This window comes from Salmonella sp. 32031103-2018-00083-FB-01-SM-01, assembly GCF_017571995.1.
In the GTDB taxonomy this organism is placed as follows: Bacteria; Pseudomonadota; Gammaproteobacteria; order Enterobacterales; family Enterobacteriaceae; genus Salmonella; species Salmonella enterica.
The window spans coordinates 196,246-216,843 of record NZ_JAGEQL010000002.1; the positions used below are offsets into that span (position 1 = coordinate 196,246).

At 52.6% G+C, this 20,598-nt stretch carries 18 protein-coding genes; 8 read left to right on the top strand and 10 right to left on the bottom strand.

Annotated features, from left to right (window positions below; all coding sequences use genetic code 11):
* Positions 1-440 precede the first annotated feature (440 nt).
* Positions 441-731, top strand: coding sequence for a DUF1471 family virulence protein SrfN (srfN, locus tag J4614_RS07235; RefSeq protein ID WP_000710534.1), 291 nt, complete (start codon positions 441-443; stop codon positions 729-731).
* Positions 732-954: 223 nt separating this feature from the next.
* On the opposite strand, the gene J4614_RS07240 is transcribed toward srfN, so the two are convergent.
* The 7 genes from J4614_RS07240 to J4614_RS07270 all read right to left on the bottom strand — a co-directional run bounded on the left by J4614_RS07240 (position 955) and on the right by J4614_RS07270 (position 6,824).
* Complete coding sequence (locus J4614_RS07240) at positions 955-1,371, bottom strand: hypothetical protein (protein ID WP_000767274.1); 417 nt, start codon at positions 1,369-1,371, stop codon at positions 955-957.
* A gap of 299 nt (positions 1,372-1,670) precedes the next feature.
* Positions 1,671-1,901 carry a YgdI/YgdR family lipoprotein gene (locus J4614_RS07245; protein WP_001172089.1) on the bottom strand — a complete coding sequence of 77 codons (231 nt, stop codon included), beginning with the start codon at positions 1,899-1,901 and terminating at the stop codon, positions 1,671-1,673.
* 88 nt (positions 1,902-1,989) lie between these two features.
* Complete coding sequence (locus tag J4614_RS07250; RefSeq protein ID WP_001187057.1) at positions 1,990-3,330, bottom strand: MFS transporter; 1,341 nt, start codon at positions 3,328-3,330, stop codon at positions 1,990-1,992.
* Between the two features lie 146 nt (positions 3,331-3,476).
* Positions 3,477-3,764 carry a ferredoxin-like protein FixX gene (fixX, locus tag J4614_RS07255; protein ID WP_000203736.1) on the bottom strand — a complete coding sequence of 96 codons (288 nt, stop codon included), beginning with the start codon at positions 3,762-3,764 and terminating at the stop codon, positions 3,477-3,479.
* Positions 3,761-5,047, bottom strand: coding sequence for an FAD-dependent oxidoreductase (locus tag J4614_RS07260; protein ID WP_001287767.1), 1,287 nt, complete (start codon positions 5,045-5,047; stop codon positions 3,761-3,763). The genes fixX and J4614_RS07260 overlap by 4 nt, the downstream gene beginning before the upstream one ends.
* A 49-nt stretch (positions 5,048-5,096) precedes the next feature.
* A complete protein-coding gene (locus J4614_RS07265; RefSeq protein ID WP_001032188.1) occupies positions 5,097-6,038 on the bottom strand; it encodes an electron transfer flavoprotein subunit alpha/FixB family protein in 942 nt (313 codons plus the stop codon).
* 15 nt (positions 6,039-6,053) lie between these two features.
* The gene (locus J4614_RS07270; protein ID WP_000692185.1) at positions 6,054-6,824 is read right to left on the bottom strand and encodes an electron transfer flavoprotein FixA; all 771 of its coding nucleotides are present in this window, start codon (positions 6,822-6,824) and stop codon (positions 6,054-6,056) included.
* Between the two features lie 480 nt (positions 6,825-7,304).
* Between J4614_RS07270 and caiT the strand changes: the two genes are divergently transcribed.
* The 6 genes from caiT (at position 7,305) to caiE (ending at position 14,489) form a co-directional block, all read left to right on the top strand.
* A complete protein-coding gene (caiT, locus tag J4614_RS07275) occupies positions 7,305-8,822 on the top strand; it encodes an L-carnitine/gamma-butyrobetaine antiporter (protein WP_000787073.1) in 1,518 nt (505 codons plus the stop codon).
* Between the two features lie 34 nt (positions 8,823-8,856).
* Positions 8,857-9,999, top strand: a complete 1,143-nt coding sequence (caiA, locus tag J4614_RS07280; RefSeq protein WP_000347134.1) for a crotonobetainyl-CoA dehydrogenase — start codon at positions 8,857-8,859, stop codon at positions 9,997-9,999.
* 111 nt (positions 10,000-10,110) lie between these two features.
* Positions 10,111-11,328, top strand: coding sequence for an L-carnitine CoA-transferase (gene caiB, locus J4614_RS07285; RefSeq protein WP_001016212.1), 1,218 nt, complete (start codon positions 10,111-10,113; stop codon positions 11,326-11,328).
* A gap of 62 nt (positions 11,329-11,390) precedes the next feature.
* On the top strand, positions 11,391-12,944 hold the full coding sequence (caiC, locus tag J4614_RS07290; RefSeq protein WP_000355804.1) for a crotonobetaine/carnitine-CoA ligase: 1,554 nt from the start codon (positions 11,391-11,393) through the stop codon (positions 12,942-12,944).
* 53 nt (positions 12,945-12,997) lie between these two features.
* Entirely contained in the window at positions 12,998-13,783 is a 786-nt protein-coding gene (gene caiD, locus J4614_RS07295; RefSeq protein ID WP_000004378.1) for a crotonobetainyl-CoA hydratase, read from the top strand.
* 109 nt (positions 13,784-13,892) lie between these two features.
* Entirely contained in the window at positions 13,893-14,489 is a 597-nt protein-coding gene (gene caiE, locus J4614_RS07300) for a carnitine operon protein CaiE (protein WP_000122863.1), read from the top strand.
* A gap of 76 nt (positions 14,490-14,565) precedes the next feature.
* Here the strand turns inward: caiE and caiF are convergent, their stop codons facing one another.
* The 3 genes from caiF to carA all read right to left on the bottom strand — a co-directional run bounded on the left by caiF (position 14,566) and on the right by carA (position 19,629).
* Positions 14,566-14,961 carry a carnitine metabolism transcriptional regulator CaiF gene (gene caiF / locus J4614_RS07305; RefSeq protein ID WP_000333324.1) on the bottom strand — a complete coding sequence of 132 codons (396 nt, stop codon included), beginning with the start codon at positions 14,959-14,961 and terminating at the stop codon, positions 14,566-14,568.
* 273 nt (positions 14,962-15,234) lie between these two features.
* The gene (gene carB / locus J4614_RS07310) at positions 15,235-18,462 is read right to left on the bottom strand and encodes a carbamoyl-phosphate synthase large subunit (RefSeq protein WP_001126323.1); all 3,228 of its coding nucleotides are present in this window, start codon (positions 18,460-18,462) and stop codon (positions 15,235-15,237) included.
* 18 nt (positions 18,463-18,480) lie between these two features.
* Entirely contained in the window at positions 18,481-19,629 is a 1,149-nt protein-coding gene (carA, locus tag J4614_RS07315) for a glutamine-hydrolyzing carbamoyl-phosphate synthase small subunit (protein WP_208293117.1), read from the bottom strand.
* Positions 19,630-20,376: 747 nt separating this feature from the next.
* Here carA and J4614_RS22030 point away from each other — a divergent pair.
* Positions 20,377-20,541 carry a hypothetical protein gene (locus tag J4614_RS22030; RefSeq protein WP_001529894.1) on the top strand — a complete coding sequence of 55 codons (165 nt, stop codon included), beginning with the start codon at positions 20,377-20,379 and terminating at the stop codon, positions 20,539-20,541.
* Positions 20,542-20,598: the final 57 nt, after the last annotated feature.

Consider the following 20,598-nt stretch of genomic DNA (forward strand, 5'->3'; position numbering starts at 1 on the left):
AAAGCCCGTCATTACAAGAAATAATATAAAAACTATTATTTACAGTGGGTTAGGTTTCTTTTTAACTGACAGTGCATTATTTTACATTGACAACAACATAAAGAGGTGACTATAACAAGATATAAGACGGTCACACCAAATAAGTCTATTTTCAGATAATCAACCGAGGTTATATACCCAAAATAATTCGAGTTGCTTAAAGGCGGCAAGGGAGTGAGTCCCCTGGAGCATAGATAATTATGTGACTGGGGTGAGCGGCAAATCTGCCGGGAGCAGATTTGAACGTCGCGTGCGACGGCCCGTCAGGGCGAGGCCCATGGATGGGCCGGGTAATCCGTAGCCAACACATAAGCCACTTGAAGTATGAAGGGTATAAATAATTTCGTTACGGATTACTGATATTGCGCAAACCTTATCATCAATGCAACAGGAACAGAACCATGAAAAAATGCATTATTGCCGCCGCATTACTGGCAACGGTTGCTTCATTCAGCACGCTTGCGGCAGAGCAGGTCTCTAAGCAAGAAATCAGCCACTTCAAACTGGTTAAGGTCGGCACCATAAATGTGTCCCAGAGTGGCGGGCAGATTTCCTCACCCACTGATTTACGCGAAAAATTGTCAGCATTAGCCGATGCGAAAGGCGGAAAATATTACCATATTATCGCTGCACGTGAGCATGGTCCGAATTTTGAAGCCGTTGCCGAAGTTTATAACGATGCGACGAAATAAAGCTCTGATTGCGTCATAACGAGGGCGCAGGCATGAAATAATAAGAGAGCGCCAGCAAGGTGCCATGTTACGTCACAATCCACTCAGGGCCGACTGGAAACAGATGCTGGCCCTCTTTTTTATCAACAGTTCATCCGGGGCAGGCAAGCCGTTGGAATGTGCGCGCGCAGGCAGTAAGCCCTTCGTGAATAAGACGGTTTTGCGGGCTGTTTTAAGGTAATATTTAGTGCGCTTTTACCTGCCTGAACCAGTAATTTTCCATTTTCGTTATCCATTTCCCCTTTTTATTTTTCGGTATTACGCCAGCCCACAGTAATTGCAGCTGTCGGTTATAGGTTCCAATAGCGTGTCCACCATACGCCCCTTCAAATGCTATCACCATGGGGCCCTGCCCTTTTACCCCCTCTTGTCCTTCATGGCAATAAAGCGCGTTGCGGTGAGTCACGTCAAGTTCATACTGTACGTTCAGTTTCACACATTTTTCCCCGCAGCCTTCTACTGGCGGCAATATTGTCATGGTATAAGGCGGGTTATCTGCCGTGGTTTTCCATGTTCCGATCAGGTCTTTGCAGGCGTTTATCTCCGTAGCTCCGGAGGCGGCAGAAAATAGCGCGAGCAAATAAAAAGGTATTAGTTTCAGTTTCATTACAGACTCCTGTTCCTTATACCTGGTCATTTATACCTAATCATAAGGATAAATGCCCTGCGATATGTTTTTTTCCGGGAAATGTTGAGCCGCTGTTCAGAGAAATGTCGATGAGTGTAACCTCATGTAAGCGGACAGCGCGGTGGGGAAAGCGGGAACACGGGCGAATGGTCTAACGTATTTCGACGTTTTCCGGCGTCCCTGCCTGTTCAGGCATCCGTTTATTCGCATGGGAATAAATGGATGCGCATAAAGAGAGAATATTATTGAGCGGCTAATCAGAAAAAATTGAATTAATTATCCAGCTCGCTCATATTTTTCAGCTGATCGCGGTTAATCTGTTCGGTTTTCCCGGTGGCGGCGTTTTTGTAAGACACCATACCGGTATCGTTATCGACCTCGGGTTTCCCGTCGGTGACAATAGTTTTGCCATCCGTGGTTTCAACCGCCTGGTTAGAAGAGCATCCTGCGACGGTGAATAGTGTTGCTGCGGTAAACAGTGCGGTCATAAGACGTTTTTGCATGGTGTTCTCCCTGCTTTTCAGTTGTTTTAGCATGTGACTGTTAACTGTAGCGTTATTGGCGAAAAGTAGGGAGAAATGCAGAACACTCTTAACGAGGGTTATCCGATGGCGTTCCGCGCAAAGTCATGTTTCCGGTCTGTGTTAGCGTCAAGCCGCGAGTTTCCGGGGCAAACATCACCGATACGCCAAGCCCGACTAACGAAATCAACGCGCCAATCAGCATGACGTTATTAATGCCGTAACGAGTAATAAAAATCGGTAATGCCCAGGTGGAGACAATGGTTCCGATGCGGCTTAATGACATGATGACCCCCACGGCCGAAGCGCGAATATCCGTCGGGAAGAGTTCATTAGGATAAAGCCATTGCAGTATGCCCGGCCCGCCGGAAAAGAAGGCGTATACCGCAAACGCCACCACGACCAGTATGATGCCCAGATTTGACACCAGCCCCAGCAGTGCCAGCGCGATAGTCATCATGGCGAAGCTGCCAATAAGCAGAGGGCGACGGCCAATACTGTTTAGCCAGAACATCGCTGGTATACAGCCCAGCATAAAAAAGAGGCTAATCACCACATTGCCGAGCGCCGCGTTGCGCCCCTGCTCCCAGCCGAGTAACCCGACGATCTGCGGCCCAAAGGTATAGATAGCGAACATCGGGATTACCTGACAGGTCCAGATAGCCGCAACGAACAGTACAAACGGGAAATGACGGCGATTAAACAGTTGCAGGAAGCGGGTCTCCTGCGGCGGCTCATCGTCAAAGCAGACCGGTTCGCCGAACAGTTTGATCATCATTTGTTCGCACTCTTTTACCCGTCCTTTTCGCAATAGCCAGCGTGGTGATTCCGGCAGGTCAAAGCGGCCAATCAAAATGATTAAGCACGGGATAAAGGCGCTGCCAAGCATCCAGCGCCAGCCGCCTTCCATGTCATACAGCCAGTAACCCACCAGGTTGGCGCAGGTCGCGCCGACGTACCACATCGCGGCGATAAAACCGATGGAGAACGCACGCTGGCGGGTGTTGGAAAACTCCGTAATCATGGAAGTGGCGATAGGGTAATCCGCGCCGATAACAATGCCAATTAAAACGCGCATCACCAGCAATTCAAGCGGCGTGGAAACAAACATGGTCGCCACGGAGATAACGCCGATAGCGATAATATCAAGCAGGAACATTTTACGCCGCCCGACTTTATCGCAAATATAGCCAAACAACGAGGTGCCGATAAACAGTCCGGCAAGCGTAGCCGCGCCGAGCGCGCCAATCCATTCAGCATCAAGGTGCAATAGCGGCGTCAGTTGTTCCAGCGCCACGCCAATGATCACCAGCACGTAGCCATCAAGGAACGGGCCGCCGCTTCCCCACAGCATAATTCTGCGATGAATGGAGGAGAATTTAAGGTCATCAAAGTTCCTGGGCTGCTGCATGGTGATGTCCTGTTTCAACACGGGCAAAGCGCATCTGTAGGCCGGATAAGGCGCTTCCGCCGCCATCCGGCATTGGCGCCACATGATTACCGGATGGCGACGCTACCGCATCTTATCCGGCCTACGGGGGCACAACTTCGTACTTATTAGCCGTAGCGGAACTCCACGCCAAACGTCCCGCGCGGGTATTCCCATTTTTCCAGCGCCGTATCAAGGCCGAGGATCCGGCACGTTCCGCACTCCAGGCACCCGGCGTAATCAAAACGAACGCTGCCGTCGTCCTGCTTTTTATACAGTCCCGCCGGACAGGCCTTAATCAGCACCTCCAGCGCCTGTTTATCAGGATCGGTTTTGAGAATGATGTGCGGGCTGTCTTCATCCACATTGAACTTATTGACGCCCAGTTTGACGTCCACATTAACGGGAGATGTCATAATACGGTCACTCCTTTCAGGCCATCTTTCATCAGGTTGATGAAGCCCACTTTCTTCGCATGGCGCAGGATTTTTTTACGCATCGGCACCGGCGCGGAGCCATCCACGGTGAACAGGTCGCGCGCGATATTGACCGCCATTTCGGGATAAGCGGTAAACATGCGGGGATTATCAAGAAAAGCCGGCAGTTTCTGGTACATACGCATATCGCGCATCGGACCTTCGTCCAGATGCTGACGGTATTCCCCCAGCGATTGCTTGCTAAAATCGTCGCGCTTCATCGCCGAAAGCACCGTCTTCGCCGCCGCTTCGCCTGCGGATATGGCGAGATCCATACCACGGATGGTAAAGCCGAGGTTCATACACATGCCGGCAGCATCCCCGGCAATCAGTACGCCATCGCCCACCAGTTCAGGCTGCATATTCATTCCCGCCTCGGGTACAACGTGTGCGGCATATTCCACCAGCTTGCCACCGGCGATCAGCGGCGCAACTGCCGGATGCTGTTTGAAATCTTCCAGCATTTGCGGGACCGATTTTTTCGCGTCTTTCAGATGATGAAGTCCACAGACCAGCCCCAGGGAAAGGGTTGTTTCATTCGTATACAGGAAGCCACCGCCCATCAGACCATCGGTCGGCGCTCCGGCAAACAGACAGGCGGCACCTTCGTTGCCCTGTAACTGGAAACGATCTTCAATGACCGACTTCGGCAATTCGATCAGTTCCTTCACGCCGACAGCAACATGCGATGCCTCAACGCGTTTGGCCATGCCCAGCTTTTCAGCCAGCAGAGAATTCACCCCGTCAGCGAGGATTACGACTTTGGCTTCCAGAATATCGCCATCGGCTTCCACACCCACGACTCTGCCATCACGCTGAACGACGTTATCGACGCGAATACCGGTGATCAGTTGCGCCCCCGCCTCTTCGGCCTGCTCCATCAGCCAGGCGTCAAATTTACTGCGCAAAACGGAATAAGAAACCTGCGACGATGCGGCGTCCTCGCCGTTGCAATAATCCATCGTCATCGCCCCTTTGTCGGTCATAAAGGCGAGTTTTTCGTGGGTGATCATGCGTTCAATGGGGGCCTGATCCGCAAAGCCGGGAATGATGCGTTCCAGGCTATGTGCATACAAACGCCCACCGGTGACATTCTTCGCGCCAGCAGAATTGCCGCGCTCGATAACCAGCACCTGTGCACCTTCGCGAGCAAGCACCAGCGCCGCAACCGAACCGGCCAGACCTGCACCCACGATGATGGCATCAAAGATATCTTCGGACATACGTACTCCTGTCAGCGGCAGGATACCTTCGCATCCTGCCCGAAATGGTTTATCGCGCTAAGGCAGCCGTCAGCGCAGGCAGGATCTTCAGCGCATCGCCAACGATGCCAAAATCCGCATACTGGAAGATTGGCGCGTTTTTATCTTTGTTGATGGCGAAAATCGTCTGCGCGCCGTTGGCGCCGACCATGTGTTGGATCTGCCCGGAGATCCCCACCGCCAGATACAGTTCAGGCTTGAGCATCAGGTTGGAGATACCGACGTAGCGCTCGTGCTCCATCCACTTCTCGTTTTCCGCCACCGGGCGAGAACAGGCCAGCTCGGCGCCAATCGTCTGGCACAGCGCTTCGGCCAGCGAGATATTCTCTTTGCTGCCGATGCCGCGTCCCACGCTGACCACCAGACGCGCTTTGTCGAGGTCAACGCTGTTGCTCTGACGCGCCTGGGTTGCGGTGCGGGTCACGGCAGTGGCCGGAGCCTGCCACTGCACGGTGTGCATCTCGCCGCTGCGGGAAGCATCCGGTTGTTGTGCGTCAAACGTTCCGCTGCTGAGTGTGATCACGGCAAACGGCGAAGCGATGGTCTCTGCCCCTATCGCCAGACCGCCGTAGACCATATGTTTAACCGCCGCTTTTCCATCCTGCAGGGCGACGTCGCTGGCGTCGTTGGAAACCGCAGCCGACAAGCGATAGCCCAGCTTTGCCGCCAACAGCTTGCCCCGACGCGTATTCGGCAGCAGCACCGCGCCGCCCTCGCTATGCTGACGAATAGTCTCAGCCATCGCAGCAGCGTAGTCTTCGATCATGCGGTCTTCTGGTTTGCCGCTGAGCAGCCAGACATGATCCGCGCCCAAATGACATGCTGTCGCGCTGTCCGCTTCGTTCAGTACGAACGCGTTAACTTTTTCACCTACAGCCTGCGCGCCACTCATCAGTTCGGGCAGACGAGAAGGGGTATCGCTGAATACCCAGACACTGGAAAATTTGTTCATAACATCCCCTGATAATTAAATGATTTTGCGCAGATTCTCGACAAACGCGGCGATTTGTTCTTCACCGTCACCTTCAATCACCACACGCTGACGCTCGCGCTGCTTCGGTGCGGCAACCTGTTGTGCGGAATACGCGGGTACGCTGTTCAGCCCGATATCCGCAGGCGACCAGACCTGAACCGGTTTTTTCGCCGCGCCAAGAATGGCTTTCATCGAAGGGATTTGTGGGGTGTTAATGTCGGTGGAAACCGCGATCACCGCCGGGAGCGGGATGCTCAGCGTTTCAACTTCATCTTCCAGTTCGCGTTCTACTGTCAATGTGCTGTCGGTAAGAGAGAGGATTTTACTCACGCCGTTAATCGCCGGAATGTTCAGCGCTTCGCCCACCAGCAAACCAACCTGCTGAGCATAAAGATCGGAAGAACCGTCACCGCAGATAAGCAGATCGAAACCTGATTTTTGCGCGGCAGCGGCCAGCGCGGTAGCGGTGTGTTGCGGCAGCGCCTGCTCAAATTGATCGTCAATGACCACAATCAGTTCATCAGGGCCACGAGAGAGGACATCTTTGCGCCCTTTTGCATTAGTCAGCGCTTTGCCGCCAACGCTCATGGCGACAACCTGAGCGTCTCCCAACTGCTGTTTTAACTGGCAAGCAGCTTCAATTGCATTCAGATCATATTGGCTGATTTTGCTATCCGCTTTGCTGAAATCGAGTGTTCCGTCAGCATTATTAATCGCAATATCCTGCTCATCAGGTACGCATTTGTAGCAAGTAATTATCTTCATTGCATCTCCAGAAATCATGAAGGAAACGTATTTATATCGGCGGTGTTAAATACAGATATCACGCTCTTTAATTCGGAAATAAAACCTTAATCACCAATATTGAAAATGTCACACATTGATATTCGTAACTTTCAATAGTGTTACGCACCTCACCAATATTGAAAGAAATATGCCAAATATGAAAATTTTCAATATTGTTTGCTGGCTCAACAATATTGAACGTCAGATACTTAAAAAAGTTAAAAAACCACAACCAACAAATTGATAAATAAAGCAAAAATCAAAATTTAGACACAAAATAATCAACGCAAAAAAGTGTGACGAAGATAACAGAATCACCCGAAGTGAATACCCATCATGAGTTACTCATTGAGGCGTCCCAGAGGTTAAAAACTTATCAACAAATCATTAATAATAAATAAACAAACGTTCATGGACTGGCACGCTAAATAAATTTCGTTTTCACACTGGAATTCACTTATGAAAAATGAAAAGAAAAAATCGGGAATTGAACCGAAGGTTTTTTTTCCGCCATTAATAATTGTCGGGATACTTTGCTGGCTAACAGTCAGAGATCTTGATGCCGCTAACGTCGTTATTAATGCGGTATTCAGTTATGTCACCAACGTCTGGGGTTGGGCATTTGAATGGTATATGGTCGTCATGCTCTTCGGCTGGTTCTGGCTGGTTTTTGGCCCCTATGCCAAAAAGAGATTAGGTGACGAAAAACCGGAGTTTAGCACCGCCAGCTGGATTTTCATGATGTTCGCCTCCTGTACATCCGCTGCGGTTCTGTTCTGGGGCTCTATTGAGATCTACTACTATATCTCCACCCCGCCGTTCGGCCTGGAACCAAACTCCACCGGCGCGAAAGAGATAGGTCTGGCGTACAGCCTGTTCCACTGGGGGCCGCTACCGTGGGCAACCTATAGCTTCCTTTCCGTGGCCTTCGCCTACTTCTTCTTTGTACGCAAGATGGATGTCATCCGTCCCAGCTCCACGCTGGTACCGCTCGTCGGTGAAAAGCATGCGAAAGGGTTGTTCGGTACCATCGTCGATAACTTCTACCTGGTGGCGCTGATCTTCGCGATGGGCACCAGCCTCGGTCTGGCTACCCCGCTGGTCACCGAGTGTATGCAATGGCTGTTCGGTATTCCGCATACGCTGCAATTGGATGCCATCATCATTACCTGCTGGATCATTCTGAACGCGATTTGCGTGGCCTGCGGCCTGCAAAAAGGGGTCAGAATCGCCAGCGATGTGCGTAGCTACCTGAGCTTCCTGATGCTCGGCTGGGTGTTTATCGTCAGCGGCGCCAGCTTCATCATGAACTACTTCACCGACTCCGTCGGGATGCTGTTAATGCACCTGCCACGGATGCTGTTCTATACCGACGCCATCGGTAAAGGCGGCTTCCCACAGGGCTGGACTGTTTTCTACTGGGCGTGGTGGGTTATTTACGCCATCCAGATGAGTATCTTCCTGGCCCGTATTTCCCGTGGTCGTACCGTACGTGAACTGTGCTTCGGGATGGTGATGGGTCTGACCGCGTCTACCTGGATCCTGTGGACAGTGCTGGGCAGTAACACGCTGCTGCTGATGGATAAAAACATCCTCAACATCCCGCAACTCATTGAGCAACACGGCGTGGCGCGCGCCATTATCGAAACCTGGGCCGCCTTGCCGCTCAGCACCGCCACCATGTGGGGCTTCTTCATCCTCTGCTTTATTGCCACCGTCACGCTGATTAACGCCTGCTCTTACACCCTGGCGATGTCGACCTGTCGTGAAGTTCGCGATGGTGAAGAGCCGCCTCTGTTAGTGCGTATCGGCTGGTCGGTGCTGGTCGGCATCATCGGTATTGTTCTGCTGGCGCTGGGTGGGTTGAAGCCGATTCAGACCGCGATTATCGCCGGAGGATGCCCGCTGTTCTTCGTCAACATTATGGTGACGCTGTCCTTTATTAAAGACGCCAAAGTGCACTGGAAAGACAAGTAATTCTTATTAACCCAATTGATCAAGAGGCTGAAAGATGGATTTCAACTTAAATGACGAACAGGAGCTGTTTGTCGCCGGTATTCGCGAACTGATGGCCAGTGAGAACTGGGAAGCTTATTTTGCCGAGTGCGATCGTGACAGCGTCTACCCTGAGCGTTTTGTAAAAGCACTGGCGGATATGGGTATTGATAGCCTGCTGATCCCGGAAGAACACGGCGGTCTGGAAGCGGGTTTTGTTACCGTCGCTGCCGTCTGGATGGAGCTGGGACGTCTTGGCGCGCCAACTTACGTGTTGTACCAATTGCCGGGAGGTTTTAACACTTTCCTGCGTGAAGGAACTCAGGAGCAAATTGATAAAATCATGGCCTTCCGGGGCACCGGTAAGCAGATGTGGAACTCTGCTATCACCGAACCGGGAGCGGGATCGGATGTTGGTAGTCTGAAAACCACTTATACACGCAAAAATGGTAAGGTTTATCTCAATGGCAGTAAGTGCTTTATCACCAGTAGCGCCTATACCCCGTACATCGTGGTCATGGCGAGAGACGGTGCATCGCCGGATAAACCGGTTTACACCGAGTGGTTTGTGGACATGAGCAAAGCAGGTATCAAGGTCAACAAACTGGAGAAACTCGGTCTGCGCATGGATAGCTGCTGTGAAATCACCTTTGACGACGTTGAACTGGACGAGAAAGACATGTTCGGTCGGGAAGGTAACGGCTTCAATCGCGTGAAAGAAGAGTTTGACCATGAGCGCTTCCTCGTCGCGCTGACCAACTACGGTACTGCAATGTGCGCTTTTGAAGACGCTGCGCGTTACGCTAATCAGCGCGTGCAGTTTGGTGAAGCTATTGGTCGTTTCCAGCTGATTCAGGAGAAGTTTGCGCATATGGCGATCAAACTGAACTCCATGAAAAATATGCTGCTGGAAGCCGCGTGGAAAGCGGATAACGGCACGATTACCTCCGGCGACGCGGCAATGTGCAAATACTTCTGCGCCAACGCCGCGTTTGAAGTGGTAGACACCGCCATGCAGGTACTGGGAGGTGTTGGTATCGCGGGCAACCACCGCATCACGCGTTTCTGGCGTGACCTGCGCGTTGACCGTGTTTCTGGTGGTTCTGATGAAATGCAGATCCTGACGTTGGGTCGTGCGGTACTCAAGCAATACCGCTAATCGATCCCTTGTAGGCCTGATAAGACGCGGGGCGTCGCCATCAGGCAATCATGCCGGATGGCGCTGTGCTTATCCGGCCTACATACCGCAAAAAATGCCAGGAGAAAAATGATGAATCATTTACCAATGCCAACCTTTGGCCCGCTTGCTGGGGTACGCGTTGTTTTTTCAGGAATCGAAATCGCCGGTCCATTCGCCGGACAGATGTTCGCCGAATGGGGCGCCGAGGTTATCTGGATTGAAAACGTCGCATGGGCCGATACCATCCGCGTACAGCCTAACTACCCGCAGCTCTCACGCCGCAACCTGCACGCCCTGTCGCTGAATATTTTCAAAGATGAAGGTCGGGAAGCGTTTCTGAAACTGATGGAAACCACCGATATTTTCATTGAAGCCAGTAAAGGCCCGGCCTTTGCCCGCCGTGGTATTACTGATGAAGTGCTGTGGGAACATAACCCGAAACTGGTCATTGCCCACCTTTCCGGCTTCGGCCAGTATGGTACCGAGGAGTACACCAATCTTCCGGCGTATAACACCATCGCGCAGGCATTCAGTGGTTATCTGATCCAAAACGGCGACGTTGATCAGCCGATGCCAGCCTTCCCGTATACCGCCGATTACTTCTCCGGGATGACCGCGACGACAGCCGCGCTGGCGGCCCTGCACAAAGTACGCGAAACGGGTAAAGGTGAAAGCATCGATATCGCCATGTACGAAGTGATGCTGCGCATGGGTCAGTATTTCATGATGGACTACTTCAACGGCGGCGAAATCTGTCCACGTATGACGAAAGGGAAAGACCCCTACTACGCCGGCTGCGGCCTGTATAAATGCGCCGATGGCTACATCGTCATGGAGTTGGTCGGCATCACGCAAATCAACGAGTGTTTTAAAGATATTGGTCTGGCCCATATTCTCGGTACGCCGGAAGTTCCGGAAGGCACGCAGCTCATCCATCGCGTGGAATGCCCTTACGGCCCGCTCGTCGAAGAGAAACTGGACGCCTGGCTGGCAACACACACCATCGCCGACGTTCAGGCGCGTTTTGCTGAGCTGAATATCGCCTGTGCGAAGGTGCTCACCATTCCGGAACTGGAAGGTAACCCGCAGTACGTTGCCCGCGAATCGATTACTCAGTGGCAAACAATGGACGGTCGCACCTGTAAAGGGCCGAACATCATGCCGAAATTTAAAAACAACCCGGGGAAAATCTGGCGTGGCATGCCATCACACGGCATGGATACCGCCGCCATTCTGAAAAACATTGGTTATAGCGAAGCAGATATTAAGGAACTGGTCGGCAAAGGCCTGGCCAAAGTTGAGGATTAAACGCGATGCGCTAATCGGTTTTCCGGTTAGCGCTCACGCCTGATTTCAGTGGATAAAGCAATATGGATATCGTTGGCGGACAAAACTTACGTCAGATGTGGGACGACCTGGCCGGGGTGTACGGAGATAAAACGGCGTTAATTTTCGAATCCTGTGAGGGAATCGTTCGGCAGTTTAGCTATGCCTCGCTCAATGAAGAGATTAACCGCACGGCGAACCTTTTTTACTCCTTAGGGATCCGCAAGGGTGATAGGGTCGCGCTGCATCTGGATAACTGTCCGGAATTCATCTTTTGCTGGTTTGGGCTGGCAAAAATCGGCGCCATTATGGTGCCGATTAATGCCCGCTTACTGGGCGAAGAAAGCGCCTGGATCCTGCAAAACAGCCAGGTGAGTCTGCTGGTTACCAGCGCCCAGTTTTATCCTATGTACCGTGAAATACGCCAGGACAATAGCACTCCGCTTAATCATATCTGTCTGATTGGCGAGCAGCTTCCGGCTGACGACGGCGTGAGCCACTTTACCCAACTACAAGCACGCCAGTCGGCCACGCTGTGCTATACGCCCGCGTTATCCACTGACGATACGGCGGAAATTCTGTTTACCTCCGGTACCACCTCGCGTCCAAAAGGGGTGGTGATTACCCACTATAACCTGCGTTTTGCAGGCTACTACTCTGCCTGGCAAATCGCCCTGCGCGATGATGACGTGTACATGACGGTGATGCCCGCGTTTCATATCGACTGCCAGTGTACCGCCGCAATGCCAGCCTTTTCCGCCGGCAGCACCTTTGTGCTCCTGGAAAAGTACAGCGCCAGGGCCTTCTGGGATCAGGTACGTAAATATCAGGCGACGGTGACCGAGTGCATCCCGATGATGATCCGCACGCTGATGGTCCAACCCGCCGCACCAACGGACAGGCAGCATCATCTGCGCGAAGTGATGTTCTATCTCAATCTATCCGCGCAGGAAAAAGACGCCTTTACCGAACGCTTTGGCGTCAGGCTGCTGACCTCTTATGGTATGACTGAAACCATTGTCGGAATTATTGGCGACCGTCCCGGAGACAAACGGCGCTGGCCTTCCATTGGTCGCGTGGGTTTTAGCTATGAAGCTGAAATTCGCGACGATCAAAATCGCCCGCTGCCCGCCGGAGAAATTGGCGAAATCTGTATTAAAGGCATCCCCGGCAAGACTATCTTCAAAGAGTATTACATGCAGCCGGAGGCAACCGCCAGGGCGCTGGAACCAGAGGGCTGGTTACATACCGGTGATTCGGGTTACCAGGATGAGGATGGCTATTTCTATTTTGTCGACAGACGCTGCAACATGATTAAACGCGGCGGGGAAAATGTCTCCTGCGTCGAGCTGGAAAATATTATTTCTGCGCATCCGAAAATTCAGGACATTGTGGTGGTCGGTATTAAAGATGCGATCCGTGATGAAGCCATTAAAGCGTTTATCGTCCTTAATGAAGGTGAAACATTAAGCGAGGCCGAGTTTTTCAGCTTCTGCGAAAACAATATGGCGAAATTCAAGGTTCCCTCTTTTATGGAGATCAGAACTGACCTGCCGCGCAACTGTTCAGGAAAAATAATCAAAAAAAATCTGAAATAAACCTTCCGGCAGGAATCCCTCCCGCCGGGAAACTATTTATCTGGAGATGAACTATGAGTGAGTCATTACATCTGACCCGTAACGGCCCGATCCTGGAAATTACCCTCGACCGACCTAAAGCGAATGCCATTGACGCCAAAACCAGCTTTGCAATGGGTGAAGCTTTTCTTAATTTCCGTGACGATCCGGAATTACGCGTAGCAATCATTACCGGCGGCGGGGAGAAATTCTTTTCTGCTGGCTGGGACTTAAAAGCGGCAGCGGAAGGTGAAGCGCCGGATGCCGATTTTGGTCCCGGCGGCTTTGCCGGTTTAACCGAAATATTTGACCTCGATAAGCCGGTTATCGCCGCGGTGAACGGCTACGCGTTTGGCGGCGGTTTTGAGCTGGCGCTGGCGGCGGACTTTATTGTCTGCGCCGAAAACGCCAGCTTCGCGCTGCCGGAAGCAAAGCTCGGCATCGTGCCTGACAGCGGCGGCGTATTGCGTCTGCCTAAGCTGCTGCCACCGGCTATCGTCAACGAAATGGTGATGACCGGCAGACGAATGAGCGCCGAAGAAGCGCTGCGTTGGGGGATCGTGAACCGCGTTGTCAGCCAGAGCGAACTGATGGAGAGCGCTCGCGAACTGGCGCAACAACTGGTCAATAGCGCCCCGCTGGCTATCGCGGCGCTAAAAGAGATTTATCGCGCGACCAGCGAAATGCCGGTAGAAGAAGGCTACCGCTACATCCGCAGCGGCGTACTGAAGCATTATCCGTCGGTACTGCATTCAGAAGATGCGCTCGAAGGACCGCAGGCATTTGCCGAAAAACGCGATCCGGTGTGGAAGGGTCGTTAATGTGACTATGCCGGATGGCGTTTCGCTTATCCGGCCTACAGCACATGCGCAACCGTAGGCCGGATAAGGTGTTTACGCCGCCATCCGGCAAAAAAACAGAGGTACAACCATGAGCTATTACGCCTTTGAAGGACTGATCCCGGTGGTACACCCGGACGCGTTTGTCCATCCCAGCGCCGTGCTGATTGGCGATGTCATCGTGGGCGCCGGCGTTTATATTGGCCCACTCGCGTCATTGCGTGGGGATTATGGCCGCCTGATCCTGGAGGCAGGATCTAATCTGCAGGATGGCTGCATTATGCATGGCTACTGCGATACCGATACCATCGTGCATGAAAACGGCCATATCGGCCACGGCGCTATTTTACATGGCTGCGTGGTGGGACGGGACGCCCTGGTCGGCATGAATAGCGTCATTATGGACGGCGCAGTGATTGGCGAAGAGAGCATTGTCGCCGCCATGAGTTTTGTCAAAGCCGGATTTCAGGGTGAGGCAAGGCAACTGCTGGTGGGTTCACCGGCGCGCGTACTACGCCAGGTTACGGATCAGGAGCTGCACTGGAAACGCCTCAACACTAAAGAATATCAGGATCTTGCGATCCGCTGTCGAACGGGGTTATCTGAAACGAAGCCGTTAACGCAGGTCGAAGAAAACCGGCCGCGCCTGAAAGGCACGACGGACGTGAAGCCAAAATCAGCACAGTAATTGATGCCGGATGCGCTCACGCTTATCCGGCCTACGCGTCAATTACCGTTTACCCCGCCAGCAGGTAAACAGACAATTATCGACGCATACTCTTGGAGAGCATCATCTGCCATTTCTGCTCACGGTTTAGCTCTGTGGGAGGAACGGCAGACAGTCGCGGCGCTTTCGCCACGCTCACTTTTCTTTCCTGCAAATTATGATTCAATCGGCGATAGAGTTGAGAGTCGATACTCACGACTTTCACCAGACGCTGGCACTGGCAGCCCCGTCCTGCAATCTGGTTAGGGATCATCTTCACTTCACAAACAATTTCCCCCACTTCTGACAGAATATAGGAGAGCGTATTAATTGCTTTGCAGTGTTCAATATCAAATTGACGGGAAATCTCCCTGGCCGTGATCCATCGGTTCTCTGCCATCATCCAGTCAGCAATTAACAAATAAAGCGGTCTTTCAACATATTTTTCACACATAAGCACACCATTTCACAAATTAAAAATCTGGCTACGGCCTGTCCAAACTAATAAAAACTAAGCCATATTAAAATTGTGGATATGCAAGATAGTATGCGACTTAAATATTGATTAGTGTGAGCAATATCGTGCTTATTACATAGAAAATGTGGTTACGGAAACGGACTTCTCCAGGAATGACCTTACGCAAGATAAAAAAAGGGTTTCTTTACAGAAACCCTTTCAGAATTATATTACAGGTCCGGTTAGAGCAATATCCACCGGACCCTTTATTTACGACTTTTTGATCTGCGCGTGCATTTCCTGCACCGAGGTTACCTTCTCGGTGGCATCGGCATTGAGCGCCATCGTCGTTGCAAAACCGCCGTTCAGCGTGGTGTCATAATGCACTTTATACTGCAGCGCGCTACGACGAATCACCCTGGAGTCTTCAATCGCGCGGCGGCCTGCGGTGGTATTGATGATATAGGTATATTCGCCATTCTTGATGCGGTCCTGAATGTGCGGACGACCTTCATGCACCTTATTCACCAGACGCGGGTTGATACCGGCTTCGCCCAGCACAATCGCCGTACCGTGGGTGGCATCCAGCTCAAAGCCCTGTTTCAGCAGCTTGGCCGCGAGATCCACCACGCGCTCTTTGTCGCCTTCGCGAACCGAGAGCAGCGCACGGCCCTGTTTCTTCATCGTGGAGTTACTGCCCAACTGTGCCTTGGCGAACGCTTCCGCGAAGGTACGACCGACGCCCATCACTTCCCCGGTAGAGCGCATTTCTGGCCCTAACAGCGGGTCAACGCCGGGGAATTTGTTGAACGGCAGCACCACTTCTTTCACCGAGTAGTACGGCGGGATAATTTCTTGGGTCACGCCCTGCTCGGTCAGCGATTTGCCGGCCATCACGCGCGCCGCCACTTTCGCCAGCGGCACGCCGGTGGCTTTGGAGACGAACGGTACGGTACGCGCCGCGCGCGGGTTGACCTCAATCAGGTAGACTTCGTTGTCCTTGACCGCAAACTGTACGTTCATCAGGCCGCGCACCTGCAACTCGAAAGCCAGCTTCTGCACCTGCTGGCGCATCACGTCCTGAATTTCCTGGCTCAGCGTGTAGGCCGGCAGGGAACAGGCGGAGTCGCCGGAGTGTACGCCCGCCTGCTCAATGTGCTCCATAATGCCGCCAATCAGCACCATTTCGCCGTCGCAGATAGCGTCCACGTCCACTTCAACCGCGTCATCAAGGAAGCGGTCCAGCAGTACCGGCGCATCGTTAGAGACGCTGACCGCTGTCTGGAAGTAGCGACGCAGGTCGGCTTCGTCGTAGACAATTTCCATCGCCCGACCGCCCAGCACGTAAGACGGACGTACCACCAGCGGGTAGCCAATTTCTTTCGCCTTCTCAACCGCTTGTTCAATGGCGGTGACGGTGGCGTTGGCCGGTTGCTTCAGCTTCAGACGGTCAACCGCATGCTGGAAGCGTTCACGGTCTTCCGCGCGGTCGATGGCGTCCGGGCTGGTGCCGATAACCGGCACGCCTGCCGCTTCCAGCGCGCGCGCCAGCTTCAGCGGCGTCTGGCCGCCGTACTGTACGATCACACCTTTCGGCTTCTCGATGCGCACGATTTCCAGCACGTCTTCCAGCGTCACCGGCTCGAAGTACAGGCGGTCGGAGGTGTCGTAGTCGGTGGAGACGGTTTCCGGGTTACAGTTGACCATAATGGTTTCGTAACCGTCTTCGCGCAGCGCCAGCGAGGCGTGTACGCAGCAGTAGTCAAATTCGATGCCCTGGCCGATACGGTTCGGGCCGCCGCCGAGGACCATGATTTTATCGCGATCAACGGACGGGTTCGCTTCGCACTCATCTTCATAAGTGGAGTACATATAGGCGGTATCGGTGGCGAATTCCGCCGCGCAGGTATCCACACGCTTGTAGACCGGGTGCAGGTCATACTGGTCGCGTAGCTTGCGGATTTCCGCCTCGCGCACGCCCGCCAGTTTCGCCAGACGCGCATCGGCAAACCCTTTGCGCTTGAGCTGACGCAGGAAGTCGGCGTTGAGGCCGGTAATCCCGACTTCAGCCACTTTCTCTTCCAGACGCACCAGCTCTTCAATTTGCACCAGGAACCAGCGGTCGATGTTGGTCAGGTTGAACACGCCATCCACAGACAAGCCCGCGCGGAAAGCATCGGCGATGTACCAGATACGCTCGGCGCCCGCGTCTTTCAGCTCGCGGCGGATTTTGGTCAGCGCTTCCGGGTCGTCGAGGCTGACTTTCGGGTCGAAACCGGTGGCGCCCACTTCCAGGCCGCGCAGCGCTTTCTGCAGGGATTCCTGCTGCGTGCGGCCAATCGCCATCACTTCCCCGACCGATTTCATCTGGGTGGTCAGACGGTCGTTGGCACCGGCGAATTTCTCGAAGTTAAAGCGCGGAATTTTGGTGACAACGTAGTCGATAGACGGCTCGAAGGAGGCCGGTGTACGGCCACCGGTGATGTCGTTCATCAGCTCGTCGAGGGTATAACCCACCGCCAGTTTGGCGGCCACTTTGGCAATCGGGAAGCCGGTGGCTTTCGACGCCAGCGCCGAGGAGCGGGAGACGCGCGGGTTCATTTCGATAACGATCAGACGACCGTTTTTCGGGTTCACTGCGAACTGGACGTTAGAACCGCCGGTTTCGACGCCGATTTCACGCAGTACCGCCATCGAGGCGTTACGCATGATTTGGTATTCTTTGTCGGTCAGCGTCTGTGCCGGGGCCACGGTGATCGAGTCCCCAGTATGGATACCCATTGCGTCGAAGTTTTCGATAGAGCAGACGATGATGCAGTTGTCGTTTTTATCACGCACCACTTCCATCTCGTACTCTTTCCAGCCGATCAGCGATTCATCAATCAGCAGCTCGTTGGTTGGCGAGAGGTCCAGACCGCGTTCGCAGATTTCTTCGAACTCTTCACGGTTGTAAGCGATACCGCCGCCGGTGCCACCCATAGTAAAGGACGGACGAATAATGCACGGGAAGCCCACGTCAGCGGCAACCGCCAGCGCTTCTTCCATAGTGTGCGCGATACCGGAACGCGCGGTGTCGAGACCAATTTTCTTCATCGCGATATCGAAGCGACGACGGTCTTCGGCTTTATCAATGGCGTCGGCGGTGGCGCCAATCATGGTGACGCCGAACTCTTCGAGCACGCCCTGCCGCTCCAGCTCCAGCGCGCAGTTCAGCGCTGTCTGGCCGCCCATGGTCGGCAGCACCGCATCCGGACGCTCTTTTTCAATGATTTTGCGCACCACTTCCCAGTGAATCGGCTCGATGTAGGTGGCATCGGCCATTTCCGGGTCGGTCATGATGGTGGCCGGGTTGGAGTTCACCAGAATAACGCGGTAGCCCTCTTCGCGCAGCGCTTTACACGCCTGAGCGCCGGAGTAGTCAAACTCACACGCCTGACCGATAACAATCGGGCCCGCGCCCAGAATCAGGATACTTTTTATATCTGTACGTTTTGGCATGGCTCTTATTACTCCTGATTATTTCGCGGACTGACGGTATTGCTCAATAAGCTCGATAAAGTGGTCGAACAGCGGTGCAGCATCGTGCGGGCCGGGGCTGGCTTCCGGGTGGCCCTGGAAGCTGAACGCCGGTTTATCGGTACGGTGAATGCCCTGCAGGGTGCCGTCGAACAGCGACTTGTGGGTCACGCGCAGGTTGGCTGGCAGCGAGTCTTCATCCACCGCAAAGCCGTGGTTCTGCGCGGTAATCATCACCACGTTTCGGTCCATATCTTTTACCGGATGGTTGCCGCCGTGATGGCCGAACTTCATCTTAACGGTCCTCGCACCGCTCGCCAGCGCCAGCAGCTGATGGCCGAGGCAGATGCCAAATAGCGGAATGTCGGTCTGGAGGAATTTCTTAATCGCCTCGATGGCGTAGTCGCACGGCGCCGGGTCGCCAGGGCCGTTCGACAGGAAGATGCCGTCCGGGTTCATTTTCAGCACCTCTTCAGCAGAGGTCTGCGCTGGCACCACCGTCAGGCGGCAGCCGCGATCCGCCAGCATGCGCAGGATGTTGCGCTTGGCGCCAAAATCGTAGGCCACCACGTGGAACGGCAGGTCATCCTCAGATTTCGCTTCCGGTAAACCGTCTTTCAGCGTCCAGCTACCCTGCGTCCAGCGGTAAGTTTCCGCCGTGGTCACTTCTTTCGCCAGATCCATACCGTTCAGTCCAGGAAATGCTTTCGCTTTTTCCAGCGCCAGCTTCGCATCCGGGCTATCGCCTGCAATGATGCAGCCGTTCTGTGCGCCTTTCTCACGCAGCAGACGCGTCAGCTTGCGGGTATCGATATCGGCAATCGCCACGATGTTATGGCGTTTCAGGTAAGAAGAGAGGTCTTCGGTGTTACGGAAGTTGCTGGCAATCAACGGCAGATCGCGAATCACTAAACCTTGCGCATGAACCTGAGAAGATTCTTCATCGGCTTCATTGGTGCCGACATTACCAATATGGGGATAAGTAAGAGTGACGATTTGGCGGGAATAGGAAGGATCAGTGAGGATTTCTTGATAACCGGTCATTGAAGTATTGAAAACGACTTCCCCAACCGCCGAACCCGTTGCCCCAATGGCCCGACCGTGAAACTGGGTTCCGTCTTCCAGAACCAATAGCGCTGACTTAATCAAAACACCCTCCAGAGAATATTCACTCACTTTATTTGCATATTAATTCATTCAGTCAGTATGAAGCAATGCAAATTTGCTTACCCGTGGATTTCTGGCAAACGGCGGCATTCTGAAGTTAAGCCGGATAAAAGTCAACTTAAAGAGGGTGTTTTTTATGTTATTTTGCACATTATAAGGAAGTTATCCTATTTAAGAGGCAAAAAGATCAACTAAGTGACGATAGAAAACGCTTGCGCTTCCTTGATTTCGAAAAAAGCTGACTGGAACGATAAAAAGTGGACCAAATGGTCAAATTTCACATTAAAACAACGAAAAACAACGATAAAAATTAATTTAACAACCATTAACACCATTAAGTGAATAAAAATTCAAAATAAAGCAAATTAACTATAAAAATAATTTAAAAATCAATCACTTGTTAAAATAAAAAACAAACCAAACATATCAAAAAATCGACAAAAACAGCAAATTAAGATAATGTAATGAGAATCACAATCGCGATATAAAGGTCTAACTTCTTTTTCTTTAAGACTAGCGCATACGATTGAACCACAACCAGCCTCACTACAGCATAAAAAAAGCTAACCTATTGAAACAAAAGAGATAAAACGCCCCCGAGGAACAGCGCTAACCCCACGATGGATATCAGTCTTATCAGTCTGGTCGAGGTGCCTTTTGCATACGGTAAGCCACTGCGGCTGAATATGACTAACATCAGTTCAGGCAGTATTTTTCCCGTTGAACGTAATGGCCCGTACCGATGCGCCTGAAGGACTAATTAACCGCATTTATCGTAATGGCAATTACGTCACGCAAATGGATGCCGTTGGCCCGGATGTCTTTAAACTGACTATTCTTAACGCGAAAACAACGGCAGAACATATCGTGGGCGAAGAAACTGTCGAAACATGAATGGTGAAAGGCGTTATTTATCTGACCGAATAACCGGGGGGCAAAAAACAAAAGGGC

What these genes read in the sequence shown, in the direction of transcription:
- srfN (WP_000710534.1), top strand. Translation starts at nt 441, where the DNA reads ATGAAAAAATGCATTATTGCCGCCGCATTACTGGCAACGGTTGCTTCA.
- J4614_RS07245 (WP_001172089.1), bottom strand. Translation starts at nt 1,901, where the DNA reads ATGCAAAAACGTCTTATGACCGCACTGTTTACCGCAGCAACACTATTC.
- J4614_RS07250 (WP_001187057.1), bottom strand. Translation starts at nt 3,330, where the DNA reads ATGCAGCAGCCCAGGAACTTTGATGACCTTAAATTCTCCTCCATTCAT.
- fixX (WP_000203736.1), bottom strand. Translation starts at nt 3,764, where the DNA reads ATGACATCTCCCGTTAATGTGGACGTCAAACTGGGCGTCAATAAGTTC.
- J4614_RS07260 (WP_001287767.1), bottom strand. Translation starts at nt 5,047, where the DNA reads ATGTCCGAAGATATCTTTGATGCCATCATCGTGGGTGCAGGTCTGGCC.
- J4614_RS07265 (WP_001032188.1), bottom strand. Translation starts at nt 6,038, where the DNA reads ATGAACAAATTTTCCAGTGTCTGGGTATTCAGCGATACCCCTTCTCGT.
- J4614_RS07270 (WP_000692185.1), bottom strand. Translation starts at nt 6,824, where the DNA reads ATGAAGATAATTACTTGCTACAAATGCGTACCTGATGAGCAGGATATT.
- caiT (WP_000787073.1), top strand. Translation starts at nt 7,305, where the DNA reads ATGAAAAATGAAAAGAAAAAATCGGGAATTGAACCGAAGGTTTTTTTT.
- caiA (WP_000347134.1), top strand. Translation starts at nt 8,857, where the DNA reads ATGGATTTCAACTTAAATGACGAACAGGAGCTGTTTGTCGCCGGTATT.
- caiB (WP_001016212.1), top strand. Translation starts at nt 10,111, where the DNA reads ATGAATCATTTACCAATGCCAACCTTTGGCCCGCTTGCTGGGGTACGC.
- caiC (WP_000355804.1), top strand. Translation starts at nt 11,391, where the DNA reads ATGGATATCGTTGGCGGACAAAACTTACGTCAGATGTGGGACGACCTG.
- caiD (WP_000004378.1), top strand. Translation starts at nt 12,998, where the DNA reads ATGAGTGAGTCATTACATCTGACCCGTAACGGCCCGATCCTGGAAATT.
- caiE (WP_000122863.1), top strand. Translation starts at nt 13,893, where the DNA reads ATGAGCTATTACGCCTTTGAAGGACTGATCCCGGTGGTACACCCGGAC.
- caiF (WP_000333324.1), bottom strand. Translation starts at nt 14,961, where the DNA reads ATGTGTGAAAAATATGTTGAAAGACCGCTTTATTTGTTAATTGCTGAC.
- carB (WP_001126323.1), bottom strand. Translation starts at nt 18,462, where the DNA reads ATGCCAAAACGTACAGATATAAAAAGTATCCTGATTCTGGGCGCGGGC.
- J4614_RS22030 (WP_001529894.1), top strand. Translation starts at nt 20,377, where the DNA reads ATGGCCCGTACCGATGCGCCTGAAGGACTAATTAACCGCATTTATCGT.